This is a genomic window from Elusimicrobiota bacterium (genome assembly GCA_016721625.1).
GTDB lineage: Bacteria > Elusimicrobiota > Elusimicrobia > FEN-1173 > FEN-1173 > JADKHR01.
In genome coordinates this window covers 2,123,240-2,145,528 of sequence record JADKHR010000001.1, presented here as the reverse complement: position 1 = coordinate 2,145,528, position 22,289 = coordinate 2,123,240, and the positions used below count along the sequence as shown (strand labels likewise).

19 protein-coding genes and 1 pseudogene are annotated in these 22,289 nt (G+C 56.0%); 2 read left to right on the top strand and 18 right to left on the bottom strand.

What is annotated here, in order from left to right; translation table 11 throughout:
- Nucleotides 1-15: 15 nt before the first annotated feature.
- Nucleotides 16-696, bottom strand: coding sequence for an HAD hydrolase-like protein (locus IPP35_09365; GenBank protein ID MBL0059299.1), 681 nt, complete (start codon nt 694-696; stop codon nt 16-18).
- Nucleotides 697-793: 97 nt separating this feature from the next.
- Here IPP35_09365 and IPP35_09360 point away from each other — a divergent pair, with 97 nt between their 5' ends.
- Together IPP35_09360 and IPP35_09355 are read left to right on the top strand one after the other, a co-directional pair.
- Nucleotides 794-1,069: a transposase gene (locus IPP35_09360; protein ID MBL0059298.1), complete on the top strand. Its 276-nt coding sequence runs from the start codon at nt 794-796 to the stop codon at nt 1,067-1,069.
- Nucleotides 1,066-1,839, top strand: coding sequence for an IS3 family transposase (locus IPP35_09355; GenBank protein ID MBL0059297.1), 774 nt, complete (start codon nt 1,066-1,068; stop codon nt 1,837-1,839). The genes IPP35_09360 and IPP35_09355 overlap by 4 nt, the downstream gene beginning before the upstream one ends.
- Nucleotides 1,840-1,953: 114 nt before the next feature.
- On the opposite strand, the gene IPP35_09350 is transcribed toward IPP35_09355, so the two are convergent.
- The 17 genes and pseudogenes from IPP35_09350 to cobA all read right to left on the bottom strand — a co-directional run bounded on the left by IPP35_09350 (nt 1,954) and on the right by cobA (nt 22,105).
- Nucleotides 1,954-3,213, bottom strand: coding sequence for a glycosyltransferase (locus tag IPP35_09350; protein MBL0059296.1), 1,260 nt, complete (start codon nt 3,211-3,213; stop codon nt 1,954-1,956).
- Nucleotides 3,214-3,315: 102 nt separating this feature from the next.
- Nucleotides 3,316-4,290, bottom strand: coding sequence for a hypothetical protein (locus IPP35_09345; protein ID MBL0059295.1), 975 nt, complete (start codon nt 4,288-4,290; stop codon nt 3,316-3,318).
- A 22-nt stretch (nt 4,291-4,312) separates the two neighbouring features.
- Nucleotides 4,313-5,989 (bottom strand): hypothetical protein, encoded by a 1,677-nt coding sequence (locus IPP35_09340; protein ID MBL0059294.1) that lies wholly within the window; start codon nt 5,987-5,989, stop codon nt 4,313-4,315.
- A 6-nt stretch (nt 5,990-5,995) separates the two neighbouring features.
- Nucleotides 5,996-7,690 carry a methionine--tRNA ligase gene (metG, locus tag IPP35_09335; protein ID MBL0059293.1) on the bottom strand — a complete coding sequence of 565 codons (1,695 nt, stop codon included), beginning with the start codon at nt 7,688-7,690 and terminating at the stop codon, nt 5,996-5,998.
- Nucleotides 7,691-7,719: 29 nt separating this feature from the next.
- Nucleotides 7,720-8,853 (bottom strand): glycosyltransferase family 2 protein, encoded by a 1,134-nt coding sequence (locus IPP35_09330; GenBank protein ID MBL0059292.1) that lies wholly within the window; start codon nt 8,851-8,853, stop codon nt 7,720-7,722.
- Between the two features lie 119 nt (nt 8,854-8,972).
- Nucleotides 8,973-10,475, bottom strand: coding sequence for a hypothetical protein (locus tag IPP35_09325; protein ID MBL0059291.1), 1,503 nt, complete (start codon nt 10,473-10,475; stop codon nt 8,973-8,975).
- Nucleotides 10,476-10,558: 83 nt separating this feature from the next.
- Nucleotides 10,559-11,674: an efflux RND transporter periplasmic adaptor subunit gene (locus IPP35_09320; protein MBL0059290.1), complete on the bottom strand. Its 1,116-nt coding sequence runs from the start codon at nt 11,672-11,674 to the stop codon at nt 10,559-10,561.
- Between the two features lie 11 nt (nt 11,675-11,685).
- Nucleotides 11,686-12,171 carry a TolC family protein gene (locus IPP35_09315; protein MBL0059289.1) on the bottom strand — a complete coding sequence of 162 codons (486 nt, stop codon included), beginning with the start codon at nt 12,169-12,171 and terminating at the stop codon, nt 11,686-11,688.
- A gap of 27 nt (nt 12,172-12,198) precedes the next feature.
- A complete protein-coding gene (locus tag IPP35_09310; protein MBL0059288.1) occupies nt 12,199-12,951 on the bottom strand; it encodes a TolC family protein in 753 nt (250 codons plus the stop codon).
- Between the two features lie 602 nt (nt 12,952-13,553).
- Entirely contained in the window at nt 13,554-14,786 is a 1,233-nt protein-coding gene (locus IPP35_09305; GenBank protein ID MBL0059287.1) for a DUF1015 domain-containing protein, read from the bottom strand.
- Between the two features lie 165 nt (nt 14,787-14,951).
- Nucleotides 14,952-15,944, bottom strand: coding sequence for an alanine dehydrogenase (gene ala / locus IPP35_09300; GenBank protein ID MBL0059286.1), 993 nt, complete (start codon nt 15,942-15,944; stop codon nt 14,952-14,954).
- Nucleotides 15,945-16,145: 201 nt separating this feature from the next.
- Nucleotides 16,146-17,423: a glutamate-1-semialdehyde 2,1-aminomutase gene (gene hemL / locus IPP35_09295; GenBank protein ID MBL0059285.1), complete on the bottom strand. Its 1,278-nt coding sequence runs from the start codon at nt 17,421-17,423 to the stop codon at nt 16,146-16,148.
- Entirely contained in the window at nt 17,420-18,283 is an 864-nt protein-coding gene (locus tag IPP35_09290; protein ID MBL0059284.1) for an MBL fold metallo-hydrolase, read from the bottom strand. Before IPP35_09290 ends, hemL begins: the two co-directional genes overlap by 4 nt.
- Nucleotides 18,280-19,269 carry a porphobilinogen synthase gene (hemB, locus tag IPP35_09285; protein MBL0059283.1) on the bottom strand — a complete coding sequence of 330 codons (990 nt, stop codon included), beginning with the start codon at nt 19,267-19,269 and terminating at the stop codon, nt 18,280-18,282. Before hemB ends, IPP35_09290 begins: the two co-directional genes overlap by 4 nt.
- 46 nt (nt 19,270-19,315) lie before the next feature.
- Nucleotides 19,316-19,669: a cupredoxin domain-containing protein gene (locus tag IPP35_09280; protein ID MBL0059282.1), complete on the bottom strand. Its 354-nt coding sequence runs from the start codon at nt 19,667-19,669 to the stop codon at nt 19,316-19,318.
- A 32-nt stretch (nt 19,670-19,701) separates the two neighbouring features.
- Nucleotides 19,702-20,510 (bottom strand): annotated as a pseudogene (locus tag IPP35_09275) (inositol monophosphatase).
- Nucleotides 20,507-22,105 carry a uroporphyrinogen-III C-methyltransferase gene (cobA, locus tag IPP35_09270; protein ID MBL0059281.1) on the bottom strand — a complete coding sequence of 533 codons (1,599 nt, stop codon included), beginning with the start codon at nt 22,103-22,105 and terminating at the stop codon, nt 20,507-20,509. Before cobA ends, IPP35_09275 begins: the two are co-directional and overlap by 4 nt.
- Between the last annotated feature and the right edge of the window lie 184 nt (nt 22,106-22,289).

Sequence of the window (22,289 nt, the reverse complement as noted above, 5' to 3'; positions counted from 1 at the left end):
ATTGAATAAATGGAATTAATTTAGAAGTTTATAAAAAAGTCCAGCCTTCAGGAATGAATCGATGTAGAGGTCGGGCCTGGAAGCACGCAAATCAGCCTCTTGTCCGAAGCCACTCCCCACCGCCACCGTTACAGCGCCTATGGCTTTGCCAGCCCGCACGTCCAGGATCGTGTCGCCAATTACAAAAATGTCCTTCAGCGCAAATGGGCGATTCACCCGTTCTTCTCCGCGCCGCACTGCCGTTTTCAGAACCTCTCGACGATCTTCGGCATCCGATCCGAAACCACCGAAAAGAAAATAGGGATTCAACCCACCCCGCTCCATTTTGATCCTGGCCCCTCGTTCCAAATTTCCCGTTCCAAGCGCCAACAAAACGTCCTCCCGGCCGACGAGGTTTTCCAGCAACTCTTGCACTCCCTCCATCACATGGTAGCCCGGTGAACTTTTAATCTCTCCGTTTAAAAATGTCAGGTACTTGTCGCCAATCTCCTCCACATCCCGGTTCCCGGCAAGCCGTCCGAGAGTTTTCTCAAATACTTGCCGTATAATGGCTGGATCGGTCTTGCCGGCCATCGAGACGCCATCAACAACGCACGATATTCCATAGAGTGTGTGAAAGGCTCTATCCAACGCTCGCAAACCTGCACCGCCCGTCATGAGGAGCGTTCCGTCCAGATCAAAAAGAAGAAGTTTCATAAATTCGACCTTTCTCCGCTAATCAAACCTATACCGCCCCCCGTTTTAAGGAAGGCCTGATGAACTACTAAAATGTGGCGGACAAAGGAGATTCGCCATGAAAAGACGCAACTGGGAATCCAAAACCAAGGCCATGATCGTTTTACAGGGCCTCAAAGGAAAACCCATCGCCGACCTCTGCGCTGAGCATCAAATCTCTCAGGCGCAGTTTTATCAGTGGAGGGATCATTTCCTCTCCGAATCCCACTCTGTTTTCGAGATCGCCGACAAATCCCGTCGGGAATTTGCCCTCGAGCGGGAAAATGCCCGATTGAAACACATGATCGGGGAGTTGACCATGGAATTAAAAAAAAGCGAATTCGGCCTTCTATGATCTACCCCAAAGTCGACCTCAGAGACCAAGACCTCTTGGCTTCGATTCGAGAGATCAAATCCGAGCACCCTTTCTGGGGCTACCGAAGAATTTCGAATTTCCTTCGGTGCATCGGCAAAATCAAGGTCAACAAAAAACGCATCGAGCGCATCATGCGTCGACATAACCTTCAGGTCAAACCCAATCTACGCTTGAAGGCTATTCGCACTCCCATGAAATCCAAACCACGAGCCTCTCGCCCCAACGAATGGTGGGGTATCGACATGACCAAAGTCCTCATCCAAAACTTTGGATGGGTCTACATCGTCATTGTCCTCGACTGGTATTCCAAAAAGATCGTCGGCTACCACGCCGATATTCGTTCCAAAACAGAACATTGGCTTAAGGCCTTGGATATGGCCGTCAACCGCCAATTCCCCCACGGAGCGCGCGGCCAGGACCTTCACCTCATGAGCGACAACGGCTGTCAGCCCACCTCCCAGAGGTTTATGGAGGTTTGTTCCGAGCTGGGGATTCATCAAGCCTTCACCAGCTACAACAATCCCAAGGGCAACGCCGACACCGAGCGTGTCAACCGCACCATGAAAGAAGAGCTCGTCTGGCTCCGCGAATGGACGAGCCCGTTTGTCTTTTTCAAAGAACTGGGAATCTGGGTCGAGGACAAATACAACGCCCTTTACCCCCATTCAACGAACGGCGGTATACCGCCAAACGTTTTTGAGCTAAACTACTTCAACAGCCACATCACTAGTCGTTCCCCGGCTGCCTAGAAACGGGGGCAGTACAAACCAGTGGCCATCGAGGCATAGTTGATTGTTCCCTTTCAAAGGCTTGAAAGCGCATTTTCTTGGCGCCGACCTATTTCGCCAAATTCCCAACAGGAATCAGAAAGATGATTTATCGGAGCCGTCGAAACCGGGATCTTCGGCTTCAACGTTGCCCTCCTGTGTATGTCTCTGGGCAAGTAGCCCCTTTGTGATTATGAACTGGTAAAACATTTCTATTTCTGGGACAGTATCCTGCATGAGAGAAAAGTAATCGTTTTTGAGTGGGACTCGTTTCCATTCAACAACTTCAGAAAGGAACGGATTATCCTCCAGCGCAATAGAAAAAAGCTCGGCCGCGCGGTTTAACTCCCTTTTCTTAAGATGACAAATCCCAAGATTCACAAAAGGGTGAACCCCTCCTCCGCGATGAAGGGCCAAACGAAAGAACTCGGTCGCCTTCTCCAAATCCCCTCTGTTGAAGTATATAACACCCAATTTATTATAACAGGATAATTTGAAATGTCCGCCCTTTGTGCACAAGACATCAAGATAGGCGGCTTCCGCCTCTTTTTCGTTTCCCCTTGTTTGTAACATGTAGCCGCGCAGGGTTCCCTGCGCGGCCAGGTCCGCCTCGGTGGTCATGGCGAAAAACCGGTCTAACAAATGATCCGCCTCGCCGTATTCTCCATGTTCGTTCAAGAGAAAGGCTCGAAACACGAGTCGCCACAAAGCGGCATGATTTTCTGGATTTCCTTTCGATGCGGTTTCAGCCAGTCCGAGATAGAACTGAACTTTTTCCGCGCGGTGAGTAAGGTCCGTATAACCAATGTGATGGAGACTCATATTAAGAGTTCCTATCGGCCCCAACGTTCGCAAGGTGGGCTCAATGGCCTCGTCGACGCAATTTTCATACCGCACTTGCAGATGTCTCTGAAAGAGACGGCAGGCGGGCGGACTAAAGAACCACCCCCCGTTTTGAAAATAGTTATAACGGAATAGGCGATAACCGACCGAACGCGGATTTTTTAAAAATCCCTTCATGGTTTCTATATCGCCTGGCAGTAAGAATTCGTCCGCATCGATGACCAGAATCCATTGTTTTGTGGCCGCCTCCAAGGCATAATTGCGCGCCTTCGAGAAATCCCGCAGATCTTCCGCCATGTGCAGAATTCGTGCCCCATGCTGGGCGGCGACTTGGCAAGTCGCGTCTCGCGACCCATTGTCAACAAGGACAATTTCGTCCACCCAAGGGGAAACCAGGTTCAATCCTTTTTGAAGCGATGGTCCACCATCTTTGACGAGCATGCAAAGAGAGAGGGTCGGGCGATCCTGGTTACGCTCTTTGGCTGATCGCCGAACCCGCTGGATACCGGGCATAGGGGAATTCTCCTTTCATCGGGAGGCGCAGGATCATGACTTCCATGCCCTGGGGGTGGAGCCCCTGGCGCGAGTTTCACAATCCGTGATAAGCTCAAATAATTAATTTTTGCGGGCGAGCCGATCCACAATGATTTGATCCTCCAAATCCCACACTCTTGGACGGAATGATTCTAAACGTTGCAAAAATTCGGTCCGCAGACGGGGCGACATCGAATTAATTAATATTTCCACCAGATCTGTTTTCCCTCGCGCTGTTTCCAGTGGGCGACGGGCCTCGCCAAGAGACAAAAGATGAACTTTAAGTTCCGGCATGGTGAAACCCAACCAATCGGACTCGCTCAAATCCAATAAAAACATCGAACGATTTGCGGCGGACGCCATTGAACGCAAGACCATTGAACAATGGGAGGCCGGGGAGACCCGTTCGCTGGGAGACAACGACTTTCGCTCTTTTTGAAGAATTCGCTTAAGAAGTTCTTCCTGCAGACCCTTGTGTTCGGGACCCTGATGCATAGGAAAATCATATTTAGAACATAAATGCAGAAAACGACTAAGGACAACAAAAGGATCCTCTTGATCCAATCTTCTGATTAAGCGAACCTCACGCCGTTTAAGCGCGGCGACAGCGTGAAAAGGATCTTGAACAACTATTTTGGGGAACCGACACACGAGGGTTTCAACGTCAAATAGTCCGATATCGCTAAAATCGTCTAGAAAGCTAATGTCTAAAACTTCATCCCCTTTTTTAGCAACGACCAAGATCACCCTCACATCGCGATGTATGTAATACGATCTTTCGTTGACGACAATATCGAAGCCATTTAGCACCAACGCCTCTTTACATCTTCGAATTTTCGCGGGATGGTTCCGCACCGCTATGTCGTAATCCGCGACGGGGGCCGTGGGGTCACGCAGAAGATCGATCGCCGCTCCTCCAAACAAAAGAAATTCCTCAGGACCAAAAACTGGGTGCAAGCGTTGAAAAATTGCCTTCATGGCCGTTGGAAATGCAGCCGCCACAGGAGAGAGATTGGTGGGCAATGGAATCATTTGTTTTTCATCGAGTCCCATCATTTATCGAATGTTGTCCTCACTATCAAATAACACCCAGGGACTCTAGCCTGTCAAACTCGTCTTTATGGCGTCGGATGGCCTCGATGCACCGGTGGGCATCGGTTTCCTTAATATAGGGAGATGTGGGATACAGCTTTAATGCGGAAAGCCCGACCCCCGATGGACCGACCCACAAACATTTGCTTTTTGAATAGAGGGGTCCCCCGTCCTTGCCGATCCTATTCTTATTCGCCCATTTGAAAAAACGCTCGATGTAATCGTTCATTGCTTTTGTGAGAGATGCCGCCTCCGTATGGGATTCCTCATTTTCAATGAGAAATGTGGTTTTCCCATTCAGGGTTTTCGGATAGATTCGAAAAAATGTAGCGAACCCGTCAGAGAAATGGTTGACAACGGCCATATCCGACTGTTGGTCTATGGCGCGACGCTCACAATCCGCGATGTGAACTAAGTTCGATAAATGCCTTTGGTACCACTCCTGTCCAAGCGCATGGAATGAAGCGAGGGCCGCCAGAGGGGCGGACGAAGCGCGGGAGGTTTCCAGGGTGTAATCAACGGGATTCAAAGCACTGTATTCATAGGCGAGCTGATGCATTGCAAACAATTCGGCTTGCCCACGTTTAAGATGTTTCAACTCATTGTTATCGTTGATCATAACGATGGAACAAGGCAACGGGCAAGAACCAACTCCTTTATGGAAATCGACCCCCCACGAATCCGCGAGCCCAACGTCACGGATCCGTTCGTACTGTTTCTTTGTCTTCTCCAAAGCGGTTGTGGGTATGTCCAAGGGATTTGCCTCAAAATCATAGCCCCGAAACATGAGCCAACTCCAACCGATCACACTATCAACGTGGAGGTGCGGTTTGTAGGGAAGAGAGAACTCTTTCGCCAGCTGGTTTCGAAGTTCCACGACACGGCGTATGGGATCGATTGTGTGGTTATAGGTGGTTCCTCCGTTCAACACAATGCACCCCAATCGTCGTCCGTCTCGAAGAACTTTACGGGCCTTTTCTTCAAGCTCAGCCAGATCGGTCGTCCGATCCGGTTGAGCCTTAATGAGTGTCATATTATCCTTTCCTACACCAAGCCATTCCGCACTTCGCATATTCCCAAAATGGGAGTCTTCGGCGAAGAGCACACTGCAATTGCCTTGCATCCCGACCTTGTCCGCTTCGGGACATGCCTTTCGCAATCCGATGCGGAGACCATACAGATGCGTACCTGTCCCTCCGAAAGTAAATATACCCCATGTCCGCATGGGATCTAAACCCGCCAATTTGGCAAGAATATTGGCGACCAACTTTTCGCCCAGGATCGAATTGCCTGCCAGTTCATCATTAATTAGATAAATATTTGTCGCCCCCGCCAGCATGGACACGGCCGAAGCCGCCACATTCACCGCCGTGCCGACATTAAAATGGGACTGAGGACTCTCCCATCGCACAGCCCCTGGGAAAAAATCACGGACGATCCCGCGCACGACCTGTTCCGGATCCTTTGGGAGTGCGTCCAAACACCCATATCTTTCCAACCCCTTCCACCCACTCGAAACACCCCCAGCGGGCTCCGGGATCCGAGGAAGGTCTGATCCAAGCAACAGCCCTTCTTCTTCTAAGAGGCCCGCCTGGAATACGCCAAGGACCTTTCTAATGTCCTGGTGAACACCGAAGAACCTGTTTTCAGCGTTTGTGTTCATGCTCCCTCATCGAACCAACGACTCCAAGTTGAAATCGGTGGAGGTCTTTTGCCGAAATCGCTCAATATCCGTTTCTTCGATCTTCTTGTAGAGAGGCAGAGGGTCCCCGATCTCGTGGTCGCCAGGCAAACAGACCAATGAATCGGCCAAACCCCAGCATTTCCTAATATCGACGCGCATTTTCAATTGTTCTGCCCAAACTCTTTCCATCGACAGCGGAGTGAAAGGAAACGCCACGACGGCCAATGCTCTGGCCAAATTCAAACACAGATGGAGAGTGCGGCCAACTTCTTCCATTTTATTCGCTTTTGCCAGATCCCAAGGAGCTTTGGTGCTGAGATATTGGTTTCCCAGCGTCGCCAAATTAATGACTTCACGGTAAGCGTCCCTGATTTGGATTTTCCCCAAAAGTTCGTCAATGAGATGGATTTTTGCCGTGCAACTTTTGACAAACTCCTGATCCAGAGGATCCAAGCTGAATTCTTTCAGGTGGATGCTTGCACCGAAATAACGATGAATCATGCTGATCACACGGTTAAAAAAGTTTCCAAACTTCCCGATCAGCTCGCTGTTCACGAACGCTTTATATTCTTCCCATTTGAAGTCCGCGTCTTTACTCTCGGGCAATATTTGAGTGAGGTAGCTCCGCAACGTATCAACCTCTATTCCACTCTCTGGCAACCCGTAACAAAAAACCCCCACCCCCTCGCTTTTTGAAAACTTCTTTCCCTCAAACGTGAGATATTGGTAACCGGACACAGAATAAGGAAGATTTAAATGCCCGTGAGCCATGAGCATGGCGGGCCAGAAAACGGTGTGGAACGGAATGTTGTCTTTACCGAGGAAATGAACAACTCGCGCATCCGGATCTTCCCAAAATTTCTTATAGATCGAGTCCCCAAGCTCCTTGGTGAACGAAATATACCCGATCAAGGCCTCAAACCACACATACACAACTTTGTTTTCTAAACCGGGGAGATTAATCCTCACGCCCCAAGGAAGATCGCGCGTGATGCTTCTGTCCCGCAAGCCGGCTTTCAACCATTCCTGCGCCACGTGAACGACCGTTTCTCTCCAAAGACCTTTTTTTTCGTTGATGAAATTGTCAATTTTTTTCTCATAAGCCTTCAGTTTGAAGAAGAGGTGCCTGGTTGTTTTTACGGCCGCGTTCCGGCCGCACAGAACGCACGCCGCTTCAATCAGGTCGCCGACGTTAATCAAGGTTCCGCATCGCTCACATTGGTCTCCGTTCGCCTTTTCAAAAAAACAACGAGGGCATTTACCACTCACGAACCGATCCGACAAGAATTGATCGTCCGTGACGCAATAATACATCTCCATTTCCTTCTCCTCGATGCCGCCCGTTTCCAGGATGCGTTGAAAGACCTCGTTGACCGTCGTTGAATGGGTTTCGTTGCTGGTGCGCGAATAGTTGTCATAGGAAATCTGGAACCAGTCGTAAATGTTTTTGTGAATGGGGTGCAAGGCGTCCACCAACGTGCGGACCGGAACGCCCAACTTGCGCGCCGCCATGAGCGAAGGCGTTCCGTATTCGTCAGAGCCTCCGACGAAAGCGCAGTCATCCCCACGCATCTTGGCGTAACGGTAAAAAATATCCGCGGGCAAATGAGAACCCGCCATGTGACCCAGATGTGGGACATTGTTGATGTAAGGCAAAGCCGCTGTAATCAGGTATCGCAAGGGTTCCTCCAGCGATTCAATCAGCCTTTTTAGGCCCTAAACTCTAATTGGGATACGACGTTCAACACTTTATCAAAGTACTTTTCGGTTACTGTGTAACCGGTCTCAAAGATTGAATTGCTGTCCTTCCAATCCAAAGAATCCCTGAGCCGCTTCAGGTCCGCCTCTAGTTCGTCATAAAAACCGGCGAAATATCGCCGGTTCTTTTGGAGGAGCGGCGCCTTGGTCAGGCATGGAAGGAGCATATAATTCCGCACGACATAAGCCTGTAAATGACGGAAATTGAGCCTACCGGCGATGGAGTCCAATTTCATGAAATCGCTTTGGCGAACGCGGGAGCGATAGTCCGCCATGGTATCATACGTTGTTCCGTCAAACATCCCAACGGAATCTTGCAGAAAGCGCCTTGGACTTGTCGTGAAAAATGTTTTATCTGTGTATGAAACTTTTTCCCCGAGATGGTCAAGCTGAAACTTTAATCTCCACCCTTCCGCAAGAAGTTCCTGCGACGGGTTGGCTTTTTGGTGTTCGATTCGGTACCCCCCAGCTCTCAGGTAAGCCTCTTTCTTGATGGCAAATCCGCAGTCGGAAAAAGGACGTTCAAAATCCTTGAAAACTTCCTGTGTGAACAAATATCTTTTCCCTTTTGCTCCCAATTTCTCAACGGTTTCGGGATCGAAGAAGAGAGTGCCGACCTCCCGCAGATAACGCTCTGATAAGCGGCGCGCCGTTAGCCACATTTCCCCGGTGAAATACCCTGGCGATCCGCAAGCGGAAGCGTCCTCTTGTTCAAGGCAATCCAGAAGAGACTGAAGCCATCGTTTTGGAAAAAGAGTATCGGTGTCAATTCCGACAAGCACATGGGGCCCATTTTGATGATGAATGGCAAACCGCATACCGCTGATCCTTGCATGGATATGGCCTTTTTCCATCTCTTTCAGCACTTTAAATTTTAATCCGGGATTTTCTGCGGAAAATGTCTTAATGACCTCCAACGTGCCGTCCGTACTCCTATTATCAACAAGGATGATCTCGAAAGACTCACGGTCGAATAGATTCCCCGAATGGTCCACTTGAGCGGCCAGAGAAGAGAGCGTATCCCGGATATAATCCTCTTCGTTGTAGAAAGGACCGATGATTGAAACGAAAGGCCGCCGGGTCATGGATTCTCCTTTAAAGTCCTCGATTCGTTAACCCTCAATTCCACCGCGTTAATCGCCGGGAGTGAATGCCCGGCGCCCCAACCCCGAAACCGGAACAGCGGCTTCATTTTCGTCTCCATTTAAAGCTCCCCTGTTCGGATTTTGGCCGTAAAGTAGATCGTGGGGATGGAAAGCAGAAAACTGGCCAGCATGGGGATGGAGCAAATCCCCCATTGAGGGGCGAATCGAAAAGCCACGAAAGTGCTTCCGACTCCGAGAGCCGTGCTGGGCCAGAAGTTTAGAAAGGTGTCCTTAAAGCTGAGCGTTTCCCGTGGATCCTTTTTCATGGGAACCCAAACGGATTTCTTATGAAAAGGCATCTGGAGGAGAGCCAAAGAGGTATAGAACAGGTTGTTCATACTTAGAATGGTGGAAATAAAAATCTCGTGGAAAATGCTGAGGACATCCCGAACGCCCCGGGCGGCGGCCAGTTTGTGCAGAAAAACGATGGACAACACGACGCACGTCGTAATATACCGCATTCCGACCATGTCGCTCCAAATGCTCGTCTTCTCCAGATATATGCCGAAATAGACCCAACCGAGAAAAATCAAGTTCGACAGATAGGAATAGACTCCGTCAAAAACATAGAACCGGCTGGGAAGTGAAATTCCCCCGTCGAAGATCAACTTCCAAGATTGCAACGTTCCCTTGGCCCATCGCGCGGACCGTTTGCGCGATTCCAGGTAGTTCGCTGGGGCTTCCTCAAAACTGACGACATCCGGACAAAAAACGGTTCGCTGGCCCGCCTTATCCAAATAGGCGGTTTCCCAAATGTCATGGCTAAGAACTCCAGGAGGAATAGAAACTCCTATGAAAGAATCGATGCGGACCAGGGCATTGTGTCCCCAATAGAGACCGCGGCCAAAGGCATTCTGTTCCGTAGCCACATAGAGGCGGAGGCCAATCCTATTTCCAACCACTTGGAGGTGACTATAATGAGTTTTAGCATTGGCAATCCGGATGGAAGCTTGAAAGATGGCAACGTCTCGGTTCGCGGGATGCGCCGCTTTTCTTAAGAGTTTCAACAGAAAGTTTTCCGGCAAGAGACTGTCCCCATCGCAATTGACAAAGTAACGGTAATGATGGCCGTGTTCTTTCAGCCATTGTTCCATCATTTCCCTTTTCTTTTTGGCGGGGTCGCTGACGTGAAACCTCTTGACCCGTTCTTCCCCGAAACGTCGCTGGAGACGACGCAAGACACTGAGTTCATAGGCCAAAAACGATTCGGGGGCATCGCCGCTCGCAATCCAAAGATCGACATTTCCGCAGTAATTGTTCCGAAAGGTGTATTCCATTCTTTCGAAAAGACCGCAAGATTCCGCCCGGACGGTGTAGAGAATCGCCGTCCTGGGAAATTCCGACAGGAAGCGTTCCGGAGTTTTGGGCGGAGGGAAAAGAAGTGTATAGAGGCTACAGACAAACATTCGTGCGACATTCATGATGAGAAAAGCAAAAACGAACATCCACAGAAAGGCCAGAGGACCCATGGCGTGGAAGTTGACCGTGATGATCCGGATATAAAGGATTAACAATCCGAACACCAGGATCATGGCGAGAAAACAATACGGTGTTAGAAGCATTCTCTTCACGCTCCGGACAAGGACGCCGAATCCTCTTTTACATTTGTCCAAATTGGGCCCTCCCAGGTTGTCATCCATCCGAATTAATCATCTCCGCCGAAAAGCTTCCTCAACAGGCTCTCCCGAGGACAACGAATTTTCACGCGGGCATCCATACCGTATTTAATGTCCTTCGGTGGATCTCGAAATTCAATGCGGACGATGATGCCCTTCTTGAAATTGCCACCCTCCGCCAGCACTTCATCGAGTGTCCTTAAAGGTTTCCCGGAATAATCCGCCAAGCCGGCCACCGCTCCTTCAAACCAGCGTGCATGAGATTCAAGTCGGACCCTGGCTCTTTGACCCACTTTGACTTGAGACAGGCGCTTCTCCGGCACCATCGCTTCAATCACAAAATGACTCAGATCAGCGACCTCGAAAAGACTGTCTCCTGTCTCAAAGAATACACCTCTTTTCTCGGTCAAGTTCTGGGTGACGATGACGCCCGCAGTGGGCGACCGCAATTCCGCGCGGGAGATCATGTCGTGAAGGTGGGCTTCTTGGGCTTCCAGCTCCTTCCTACCTATCTCCAGTTCCCCTCTCTGGATCCAAGCCAGGCGGCGATCCCCGTCCGCGCGGTCCAAATCCACAGCAGGGACGACGTGGTCTTCAAATAGTCGCTTGGTCCGTTCGTAAATTTCTTCCAGCCGAAGGGCATCCTCCCGCCGAAGGGCTTCTTGGCGTAAGACGACACGGATCTGTTCCCGTTTCTTTTCCAGTTCCGTCCGCCAGTCGGCGCTTCGAATGTGGGCCAGGAGGTCCCCGGACCGGACGTGTGCTCCGGAAGGAAAACGGATATCCTCCAACACCCCATCGAAAGGGGCTTTGATCACGGCGCGGGTTGAGGGGCGGGCTTCGCCCTGGACGTCCAATGTCCATGGGAATTTGACGAACAGGAGGGCCGCCACAGCGATGGCGACGAGAAATTTTAATCCGAGTCGCCGACCCGGTGAGAGCCCGGGGCGGATTGTTTCCTCCGGACGGACACCGTCCATGCTTTCGCGGATATCCGGGATGTCATGCCCCGCCCGCTTATCCTCTCGCAAAAAAGGAATCAGTGATTCGAAACTCTCTTGGAGGGTGGAAAGTTTTTTCTCCCGCTCTTCAAGGGCCCGGGCCCTCTCCTCCAATTGTTCCCTACCGTTCGTTGTGTTCGTCATAGCCCTCCCAGCTACTGCGATGTTCCGCCCACGGACCGCTCCAGTTTTCCAATTGAGACGAGCAGTCCGACATTTGCTCGGATGCGGTCGATTCTGGCCTTGATCCAATCCGACAGGGCGTTTAGGAGGTCCTCTGTCGTGGCCGTTCCCTCCCGATAAAGGACCTCGACGACCCGTCGGCCCTCTTCCCCGGATTCGAGAACTCGGTTGGCCATTTCCCGCCTAGCGCGGGCCGAGAGAACGGTGAGATAGGCTTCGGTTACGTCGTCCTCCACCCGTTTCCGGGTTTCATCCGCGAAGATTCTCGTCTGTTCCAGGACGGATTGGGCCTGTCCAACTCTGTGCCTCGATTCGCCGGCGAACCAGAGCGGTAGGACAGCGTTTAGCTGTCCGCTCAGGTCTTGTTCCAGGGAAGACAATTGGCGGCCGCTGTATCCGAAATTACCTTGCACAACCACATGCGGCCTATTCTCTGCGCGGGCAATAATTATTTCCATTTTAGCGGCGGTCAAATCCTCCTGGGATTAAGAGAGCGCACCGCGATGGACTTCTGCCCGATGCAGGTATTCCTCCAACGGTTCCAAATCTCCGGCAGGAAGCGGCCCGGGATCTTCCAATTGGACGGACTCCTGAGGGTCCCGGCCCAGGAGGCGGTTGAACTTTATTTCGGCAAGCCTTTGTGCGGACTGGGCTTCAATCAAGTCTTGCTTTTGATGCGAAAGGGCGGCTTCGGTTCTCAAGAGATCCAAGGGAATGACCGATCGGGCCTTGAGTCGGTTTTCCACCAGCGCGTGGTCCTTCTCCAACTGAACGATGCCCTCGCGCAGGACCTCCACGATTTGGCGCGTTGCAAGAATTTCAAAGTACGTCCGCTTAACAAGGGAAACGATGTCATTCCTTATCTCTTGCACTTCGCTTCGGGCCGAACCTAGAAGGGCTTGGTTTTTATTGACTTCTCCCCGAATCCGCCCCCCTGTATAGAGAGGCTGGATCAGGGACAATCTCGCCTGGTTGAAATTGAGAGCATCGCTCGCCGGCCCGCTTCCTCTTTCAAGGTCCGCCTGGGCCAGGAGCCTAGGGAAGTTTTTGGTCTTGCGTTCCTCGAACCGAGACTTCGCTTCCTCCATTCCCCGAATCGCCATTTGGATTTCCGGGTTATTCTCCAAGGCACAAGCAATACTGTTCGCCAGGCTTAGGGTACCCGTCGAAACAGGTTCCTCCGCGTCGGCAAGAACCGTGACAACCCCTAAGGGGAGAACCGCCCAAAAGAGGGGCAAACCCCACAGACCCCGCCTTGAACATTCTTGAATGATCTTTTTTGACCACTTCATTTTTAATCGGCCACGCCCCTCAAAATGGTTTCCTATCCAAGGGAGACTCCTGCCGAGAAAACGCCGATCAGGGTTTGGCATCGTTTCGTTCGGCCCCCCCACGATCCTGTCCATAAAGCACGGGTACCCCGCCCCCGAGGAAGGGGCTACCCCCGAGAGACAGCCCTCCGAGAATCAGATACGCGGAGTGAAGCGCAGTGAGGAATTCCGTGGGGATGGAATGAACTTATTAACCATCCGCCCCACCAAAAAGGCTCGGCGGAATTCCCCCTCACTCTCAACCGGGATAAGGTAGCACGGCGAACCGAAAGATCTTCTTAATAAGTTGTAACAAAGTTGAAAACCAGTTCATCCCGGCGAAAAGGGTCTCCGCGTATGATAACACGAACCCATAAATAACACAAACATGAAAAATACCTATATGATGTTTTATGATCTTGGTTCTAAAGGAATTGACCATGTCCCCGAAGACAACGACGGATGCCTTCTCAAGGTTGGCGTCGGTGATGAGCGGGAGGCTTTTGGACGGGCCCGCCACGTTCAGCGTTCTAGAGACTCCCTTGGAGAGAGTGGCTGACGAGGCCGGAGGGGATTTTGGGGTAGAAGTAGGTGCTTTTGGGGGGCATCACGAACCCGGCGGTGGAAACGGCCAACACTTCTTGGACGGTGTTGGGGGCCAGGAAGAAGGCCCATCCTTTGTTTTTTTTAGCGCTTTTAACGGCTTCGGCGGGGGTGCGGGTGAAAAAGAAATCCTCTTTTCCCAACCCTTTCAGCGGACCGGCGTGGAGGCAGGCCATGGCCAAGCGTTCGTGGGGGGTGCGGAGAAGTTCCTTCGGGATTTTGGTGAAAGTGTAGAGATAATATTTTCCCTCGCGGTAAACCCCGACCTCCAGGAGACCCGCCCCTTTCTTCCCGTCGGTGAGGGTCTTGAGCGCTTTCAATCCGCTGACGGGGTGAAGGGTTCCCCATTTCTCCAGGTTCACGAACTTTCGTTTTTCCCAGGGGACCGCGCGATGGGTCGGAAGGACCTCCAAACCCTTTTCGTCCGATGAGGAGAAATAAGCCAAGACCCGGTCGGCGGCGGGGGAACCGTTCTTTAACGCCTGGCGCGCCCATTCGCTGTAGGCCAGGGCGGTTTCGTAGCGGTGATGGCCGTCGGCGATGGCGCAGGGGGACTTGGCGAAGAGCCGTTGGAGTTCTTTGGCCGAAGCGTCGTTTTTCCACACCCAGACCCGATGGGTTACCCCGGCCTCGTCCTTGAATTGAACCCAGGGTCGGCCTTTCGCGTGTTGGCGGGTGAGAGCCTCGATCCGGCCCGAAGAGTCCCGCACCAAAAGTTGGATGGGGCTCGTTTGGGCGCGGAGCGCTTTGAAAAGAAGAAGACGGTCCACCTTGGCGGTGGGCAGGGTTTTTTCGTGGGGGAAGACCCCTTGGCCCCATGGAACCACCTTAAGCGCCGCGAAAAATCCGCGCCGGACCAGCGGGCGGCCGTCGACGGGAGAGCGGAACCGCGCCTCATACACATAGAAGGCGGGGGTCGGGGCCCGGCGCAAAACCCCGCTCGCGTTCCAGTCCGCCCACCATTTCGCCGCCTCGGCGTAGCGGGTGGCCGGGTCTCCCGCAGGCAGTTCCACGCGTATGAAATTCAAAGGGTCCCGTTGGATCAACGCCTCCCGGCCGGCGGGCGAAATCACGTCGTAGGGCGGGCACACCCGGCGTCTAATGGCTTTGCGGTATTTTTCGCCGTAAACAAAGGCGCGAAACGGTTTAATGTCGGGCATGGTTTTGTCCTTGATGGAGTTTTTTCCCTTCCTTAACATCATTCAACAGGGAAGCGTTTGGGAATCCCCTTTCCCGGCCGTTCCCTCACGGCATTTCTCGCTAGCGCGGTCACACGCGGGAGAGGGAAACCACTTCTAAGAGAAAAAGGATGCGCGAAAATCGCTTTATAGCTCCAGCGTGAGTCCTCTTTTCAACTGGAGGGCGCGCTGGTAGATGCAACCGGCGACGGCCACGTCTTGGATGGCCAGGCCGGTGGAATCGAATACCGTGATGTCGCGGTCGGATTGGCGGCCGGGTTTCTTGCCGATCAAAACCTCGCCCAGGCTTCCGGCGATGTTCCGAACGGTGAGGGTTCCCTCGTCGATCCCGGTATTGACTTCGCCGGAATGGAGGGCCTGCTCCGGACTGTCCACGATGATGCGGGCCCGTTTTAAAATCTCCACCTCCAGCTCCCGCTTGCCGGGCGCGTCGGCCCCGACGGCGTTGATGTGGGTCCCCTCCCGGATCCAGGCGGATTTGACCACCGCCTCCCGGCCCGGCGTCGTCGTGACCACGATGTCGGCCCCGCAGGCTTCTTCGACCCCCACCGCGCGAAAAACGGGGCCCCCCGGCCGAGCTTCGCGGGCGCAAAAGGTTTGGGCCTCTTCCATTGTAAAAGCCGCCACGCGGACCTCTTTCAACGGGAAAAGCGGTCGGATGGCCGCCAGCTGGGTGGCGGCTTGGCGACCCGCGCCGACCAACCCCAGCACCGTGGAGTCTTTCCGGGCCATGGTTTTGGCCGCCAACCCGCCCCCCGCGCCGGTGCGGATGTCGGTGAGCCGCCCGGCGGCCATGACGGCCAGAGGCATGCCGGTTTCGGGATCGTTCAGGACATAAATTGCGGCCACCGTCGGGAGCCCGCGTTTGGGGTTGCCGGGATGGGAGTTGACCACTTTCACCCCGGCGAAGGGGCGCCCCCCCGCGCAGGAAATCTTTGGGATATAAGCCGGCATGGCGCGCAGGTCTCCCCCGTATTCCTCAAAATCCAAATAGACCTTGGGCGGCATTTGAGCTTCCCCTCGAGCCAAGTGCCCGAAGGCCTCTTCCACGAGGGGCATCGCCGCCTCCACCGTCAACAAACCGTCCACTTCTTTTTCCGACAACCACAAAATATTCATCGGTACACCTCCGGTGAAACAGACCGCACCTGCCGCTCACAATGCCCAACCGACACCGCTTCCTTCGTTCCTCCGTTTCAAAACGGCTTGCGAAGCGGCGGATGAGGAACGGATTTCCGTCGAAAACATCCCCTCCCCCTCTCCCGCTAGCGGGAGAGGGAATCCGCTTCAAAACCGCTCAGGGCGCTTGATCGCCGGTTTTTACATCTCCCGAAAGGTGGCGTCGGCGGCGGCCAGGGTTTTCTCGATGTCGGCCGGGGAATGGGCGGCGGAGACGAAACAGGCCTCGAATTGGGACGGGGGCAGGTAGATCCCCCGTTTCAACATCCCGTGGAAAAATCGGCCGAAGTCCCGGGTATTGGATCCCTCGGCGGAAGCCAGGTCGGTCACGGGCCCTTTGGTGAAAAACAGCGTGAACATGGATTCCACGGCGTTCACCGTGATGTCCCGGCGGTGCCTACGCCCGATGGCGCGGAGACCGTGGGTGAGAGAATCCGCCCGGTCCCGGAGAACTTTGTACGGCGGTTCGCGTTTCAAGAGAGAGAGCGTCGCCGCGCCGGCCGCCATGGCCACGGGGTTGCCCGACAGCGTCCCCGCTTGGTAGACCGGCCCCAAAGGCGCCAATTTCGACATCACCCGGCGGGATCCGCCCAAGGCGCCCACCGGCAGTCCGCCGCCGAGAATTTTTCCGAAACAGGTGAGGTCCGCGCGGATTCCAAACAGCCCCTGGGCCCCGCCCCAGGCCAGACGGAACCCCGTCATCACCTCATCGACGATCAGGAGCGCTCCGTATCGGCGGGGGACCCGGGCCAGCGCTTCTAAAAAACCCACCGAGGGGACGACGACCCCCATGTTGCCGGCCACGGGCTCCACGATCACGGCCGCAATGTCTTTCCCCCACTTGGCGAAGGCCTTGGTGAGGGCCGCCGCGTCGTTGTAGGGCAGAACAAGGGTCAGCCGCGCGAGCTCTTTGGGCACCCCGGCCGAGGTCGGCTGGCCGAGGGTCAAGGCGCCGCTTCCGGCGCTCACCAACAAACTGTCGCCGTGGCCGTGGTAGCAACCCGCGAACTTGACGATCAAACGGCGGCCCGTGTACCCCCGGGCCAAGCGGAGCGCCGAGAGACACGCCTCCGTCCCGGAACTTGTGAAGCGGAGAAGATCCACCTGGGGGAAGGCTTCCCGCACGAGCCCGGCCAGGTCCAATTCCAAGGGCGATGGCGCGCCGAAGGAACTGCCCTTCTTGAGCGCCCGTTGGGCGGCGCCCACGATTTTTGGGTGGGCGTGACCCAGGATCATGGGGCCCCAGGAACCCACGTAATCGATGTAGGTGTTCCCATCGACGTCCGTCAGTTTGGACCCTTTGGCCCGGTCGAAGAACACGGGCGTCCCCCCCACGGCGCGGAAAGCCCGCACCGGAGAATTCACGCCCCCCACAAAGGTCTGTTTCGCTCGCTGGAACAATTCTTGGGATCGGTTCACGGGGTCTCCTTGACGTTCTCATCGTCCGGCGAAGCCGGGACGTAGACGTTGGTGTCGGGCGGGAGGTCCGCCTTTCGAAGATGAAAACTGCCGGGCGGAAGACGTTTCACCCGCTCGAAGAGGATCAAAAAGGGGGGCAAGGGATCGAACTCAAAAAATCGTGTACGCGGCGTGCCGAAGTGCATCGGCAGGACGATACGGGGACCAATTTCCCGGACAAGACCGGCCGCGCCTGCCGCGTCGACGGTCGTCCGGCCGCCCACGGGGATGAAAAGCACGTCCACGCCGGCGAGCGCTTCCTTTTGGTCCGGCCGAAGGGCCTTTTGGCCGATGTCTCCCAGGTGCGCCCAACGAAGACCGCCCATTTCCCACACATACACTCGCGTGGTTCCGTTCCGGCGTCCTCCCTGGTCATCGTGGTCCGCGAGTAACCCAGTGACTTCGATCCCCGCGGCCGTTGCCGTTCCCGTGGTCAGAACGACCGGGAAAGGAACGACGGAAGACGGCCGGCTGGGAGCGGGTCGTTCGTGCTCCGGCCGGGATTCCCCGCCCTCGGTCGCGGCCGAAGATCCTCCCGGGACCAGAACGGAAACCGGGACCCGGGGGACGGCGTTGTGATCAAAATGGTCGTGGGTGATCAGCACCGCGTCCGGCTTCACCCGGGGAGGCGGGTATCCCACGGTGTCGTCGAAGGGGTCCAGCAAAAAAACCCGGCCCGCGCTGTCCCGGATGGAAAAACAAGAATGCCCCCACCACCGCACGTCCACTCCCAGGTCGGGATCCCCCCGCGGGCGCGCCACAGGCCGCAGGGCGCAGGCGGTGGCGCCAAGGAGGAGGGCCGCCCGCCAACCCCGCCTCATCGATCGGCGAGCCGGCGCGCCATTTCCCGCGCGTGGTAGGTGAGGATCACGTCGGCCCCGGCGCGCTTGATCGAAAGAAGAATTTCCTCCATCACCCTCGCGCCATCCACCCAGCCTTTGGCCGCGGCGGCTTTCACCATGGCGTATTCGCCGGACACGTTGTAGGCGGCCACCGGCGCGTCGAACTGATCCCGCACCCGGCGAATCACGTCCAGGTAGGCCAAGGCGGGTTTCACCATCACCATGTCGGCGCCCTCGTCAATGTCCAAAGAGACTTCCTGCAGGGCTTCCCGAACGTTGGCGGGGTCCATCTGATGAGTGCGGCGGTCGCCGAAGGCGGGAGCGGACGACGCCGCGTCCCGAAAGGGGCCATAGAAAGCCGAGGCGTATTTGGCCGCGTAGGCCAAGATCGCGATCTCTTGTTTTCCGCCATCGTCCAAGGCCCGGCGGATGGCGGCCACGGCGCCGTCCATCATGCCCGAGGGGGCCACCCAGTCGGCGCCCGCCTCTGCCTGCGCGCGGGCGATCTGCGCGAGGCGCTCCAGCGTGGCGTCGTTATCAATCGCTGGACCGGCTCCGGTGGGGCGCAAAATCCCACAATGTCCATGATCGGTGTATTCGCAAAGACAGAGATCGGTGACCACGAGGAGATTCGGCACGGCGTCTTTCACCGCCCGCACGGCCCTTTGGACGATCCCGTCCGGATCCGAGGCGTCCCGCCCCTCCGCATCTTTTTTCTCCGGGATCCCAAAAAGGATCACGGCCGGAATCCCCAATTTCGCCGTCTCCCGGGCTTCCTTCACCAATTGGTCGACGGAAAGTTGGAAAACCCCCGGCATGCTTGGCACCGCGCGCCGTTCCCCCCGGCCGGGCCGGACGAAGAAAGGCTGGACCAAATCCTGGGGATAAAGCGCCGTCTCCCGAACCAGGCGGCGGACGGCGGGGGAGGCCCTCAACCGACGGAGCCGACGTTTTGGAAAACTCATAACGGGGGGAGCGAAGGACGCATGGCCGTTGTTCGCCGATCGCCGCTCAGTCGATCACCAAAAGCTGGCCCTTGAGGTGGGCGGGATGAAGATGACAGCTCGTGTCGAAGAGCCCGGCCTTCACGGCATCGAATTCCACAACGGTGGGGACGCCCCGGGCCGCTTCGGCCTTCACCCCGAATTCGGGAATCGTAAATCCGTGAACGGCGGGATCTTCCGGCACGTTGTTCAGGAGGGTCAATTTCACGTGATCGCCTTTTTTCACAACGATCGTTCCGGGAAGCCACATCACTTTGCCTTGGTATTTGATGTTCAGGAGCGTCAACTCGCGGGTTTCTCCAGCCAGGACGGGGGCCGCCGCCAAAACCAAGCCAAGAGCCCAGGGAAGGAAACGTTTCATGGAATGCCTCCAGGTCGAACGTCTCTATTTTATCATACGCGCAGGGCGGGCATTTGTCTTAAGAGAGCCCGCATGGCGGGGTGGAGAAATCCGTTGGAGGCCAAGGTCTGGGACGTGTCGGCGGAGGTGTAGGGGCGGCCCCGGAAATCGCTCATCCGCCCGCCGGCTTCCTCGACCAGTAGCCGCCCCGCGGCCGAGTCCCAGGGTTTCAAATTGAATTCCCAATAGCCGTCGAACCGGCCCGCCGCCACGTAGGCCAAATCGAGCGCCGCCGCCCCCAGCCGCCGCAGTCCCTGGGTCCGTTTCATGAACTTCTCGACGAAAGAAAGATAAAAGGCGGCTTTTTTGTAGCGGTCGTAGGGGAAACCGGTCACGAGCAGGGCGTCGATCAATTGGTTCGTTTGGGACACCCGGATCCGCCGGCCGTTCAGGGTCGCCCCCTTCCCGCGGACCGCGAGGAAAAGCTCCTCGGAAAAGGGCGCATACACCCCGCCCAGCAACGGGTGTCCATCTTTTCGAGACCGATGGACACGCAACTGAGCGGCACGTGGTGCGCGAAGTTGACCGTGCCGTCCAACGGGTCCACGATCCAGCGGTACCCGGAGGGGGTCGCGTGGAGACCGGACTCCTCCATCAAAAACCCGTGGTCGGGAAAAGCCCCGCGCAAGACCCCAAGGATTCGTTTTTCCGCCGCGTGGTCCACGGAGGTCACGATATCGACCAGGCCTTTGTGCGAAATCGAAAACGTTCGCCGGGCCCCACGCCGATGGATCGCCCCGGCCTCGGCCAAGGCGCGCCGCATGGCGCGGAGGAGCGCGGCGGTGGGGATTCCGGTTTTCATCGGACGCCCACCGCGCGGACCACGGCCCGGGCCAGGTCTTCCACCGTGGCTTCCCGGGCCGCTTCGGTCGGGCGTACCCCCCGAGCCCGCAGGGTGTGGGAGGTGATCGGCCCAATGGAAACAGCCTGGGCGCGAGAGAAAATACGGTGAACGTCCGGGGCAGAAAAGTTGCCCAAGAGGGAGTTCGCCGTGGAGGAGGACGTGAACGTGACCGCGTCCACCGTGCCCGCTCGGAGAGCCGCGCGGGCCTCTTTCGTCAAAGGAACCGGGACCGTTCGATAGAGCGGCCAGAGGTCCACCCGGGCGCCGCGCCGGGTTAAACCCGCGACCAAAACCTCCCGCCCCTCTTCGGCCCGCGGAAACAAATACCGTCGGCCCCGGACGTTTTTGCCCAAAAGTTCCATCATGCCCTCCGCTTGAAAAGTGTCCGCCACCCCTTGGACGGGAATCCGCTCTTCCGCCAACGCGGCCGCCGTTTTAGGGCCCACGGCGAAGACCGGCGGAAGGGCGCGGGACGTTCCAACTCTTTTTGCGAAAAGTTGGGCCCCGTTGGCGCTTGTCACAAGAACACCGTCGTAGCTTAAAAGGTTTCGGAGGAACCCCCGCCCATCCGGCCCCAGGGGCAAAGGGACAATCCGGAGGACCGGGCTTTCAATGACCCGCGCCCCGGCCTCCTCCAAGAGGGCGCTCAGGTGCGAGGCCTGATCCCGGGCCCGGGTGACCAAAACCGTTTTTCCGAACAGCGGTCTTTTTTCAAACCAATTTAAATTTTTTCCCAGCCCCGCCACGTCCCCCACCACGATCACCGCCGGCGCTCCCAACCGTTCCCGCCGAACCCGTTGGGCAATATCTTTCAGGGTTCCGCGCACCGTCCGTTGATGGGCCCAACTCCCCCACTGCACGGCCGCCGCGGGAAGGGACGACGGCCAGCCTAAACCGAGAAGCCGGCGGGCGATGTGCGGAAGCTGTCGGATCCCCATCAAAATCACCAACGTCCCCTCGGAAGAAATTTTGGACCAATCCACCCCCGGCCCCCGCCGTCGGACCGCCTGACCGGCGGTTTCCCCGAGATAAGGATTTTCCCGACCCTCGTGCCCCGTGACGACCGTCACGACAGACGCGTGCCCCCGGTGCGTGAGCGGAATCCCGGCGAACCCCGGCACCGACGTCGCCGCGCTCACCCCCGGCACCACCTCAAAAGGGACCCCGTGGTCCACCAAAACCTCCGCTTCCTCCGCTCCTCGCCCGAAAAAGAAAGGATCCCCCCCCTTCAGCCGCACCACGGTTTTTCCGGCCCGGGCCAAGCGAACCAACAGTCGGTTGATTTCCGGCTGACGCATCCGAACCCGCCCATCGCCCCGTTTCCCCGCATCAATTATTTTGACGCCCGCCCGGCAATGTTTCAAAACCCGTCGATCCACCAACGCGTCCAACACCACCACCTCCGCCCGCCCCAAACACTCCCCCCCCCGCACCGTCATTAGGTCCACCCTCCCCGGCCCCGCCCCCACCAGATAAACAAACCCCTTCCCATTTCCAGGAAGGGTCGCGCGGGAGACGGCGTTCGGAGTCGAAACTCGGAAGGATCTGCTCATGGGGAGACAATACCACGCCCTTGTACGTCACTGCAAGGCCCGAGACCAAGCCTTTTTACTGGAGGGCGATTTATTTGCGGAGATCGGCTTGTTTAGCCCGGGTCAACGGGTAACCAAACAAAAGTCCGGCGGCCAGGAAACCCCGCCAAGGCGGAGAGGTCGGGATTTTTATCGAAGGCAAACT

What these genes read in the sequence shown, in the direction of transcription:
- IPP35_09365 (MBL0059299.1), bottom strand. Translation starts at nt 696, where the DNA reads ATGAAACTTCTTCTTTTTGATCTGGACGGAACGCTCCTCATGACGGGC.
- IPP35_09280 (MBL0059282.1), bottom strand. Translation starts at nt 19,669, where the DNA reads ATGAAACGTTTCCTTCCCTGGGCTCTTGGCTTGGTTTTGGCGGCGGCC.
- IPP35_09350 (MBL0059296.1), bottom strand. Translation starts at nt 3,213, where the DNA reads ATGCCCGGTATCCAGCGGGTTCGGCGATCAGCCAAAGAGCGTAACCAG.
- IPP35_09330 (MBL0059292.1), bottom strand. Translation starts at nt 8,853, where the DNA reads ATGACCCGGCGGCCTTTCGTTTCAATCATCGGTCCTTTCTACAACGAA.
- cobA (MBL0059281.1), bottom strand. Translation starts at nt 22,105, where the DNA reads ATGAGCAGATCCTTCCGAGTTTCGACTCCGAACGCCGTCTCCCGCGCG.
- IPP35_09290 (MBL0059284.1), bottom strand. Translation starts at nt 18,283, where the DNA reads ATGAGGCGGGGTTGGCGGGCGGCCCTCCTCCTTGGCGCCACCGCCTGC.
- ala (MBL0059286.1), bottom strand. Translation starts at nt 15,944, where the DNA reads ATGAATATTTTGTGGTTGTCGGAAAAAGAAGTGGACGGTTTGTTGACG.
- IPP35_09360 (MBL0059298.1), top strand. Translation starts at nt 794, where the DNA reads ATGAAAAGACGCAACTGGGAATCCAAAACCAAGGCCATGATCGTTTTA.
- IPP35_09320 (MBL0059290.1), bottom strand. Translation starts at nt 11,674, where the DNA reads ATGACGAACACAACGAACGGTAGGGAACAATTGGAGGAGAGGGCCCGG.
- IPP35_09325 (MBL0059291.1), bottom strand. Translation starts at nt 10,475, where the DNA reads ATGCTTCTAACACCGTATTGTTTTCTCGCCATGATCCTGGTGTTCGGA.
- IPP35_09345 (MBL0059295.1), bottom strand. Translation starts at nt 4,290, where the DNA reads ATGATGGGACTCGATGAAAAACAAATGATTCCATTGCCCACCAATCTC.
- IPP35_09315 (MBL0059289.1), bottom strand. Translation starts at nt 12,171, where the DNA reads ATGGAAATAATTATTGCCCGCGCAGAGAATAGGCCGCATGTGGTTGTG.
- hemB (MBL0059283.1), bottom strand. Translation starts at nt 19,269, where the DNA reads ATGAGTTTTCCAAAACGTCGGCTCCGTCGGTTGAGGGCCTCCCCCGCC.
- IPP35_09340 (MBL0059294.1), bottom strand. Translation starts at nt 5,989, where the DNA reads ATGAACACAAACGCTGAAAACAGGTTCTTCGGTGTTCACCAGGACATT.
- IPP35_09305 (MBL0059287.1), bottom strand. Translation starts at nt 14,786, where the DNA reads ATGCCCGACATTAAACCGTTTCGCGCCTTTGTTTACGGCGAAAAATAC.
- IPP35_09355 (MBL0059297.1), top strand. Translation starts at nt 1,066, where the DNA reads ATGATCTACCCCAAAGTCGACCTCAGAGACCAAGACCTCTTGGCTTCG.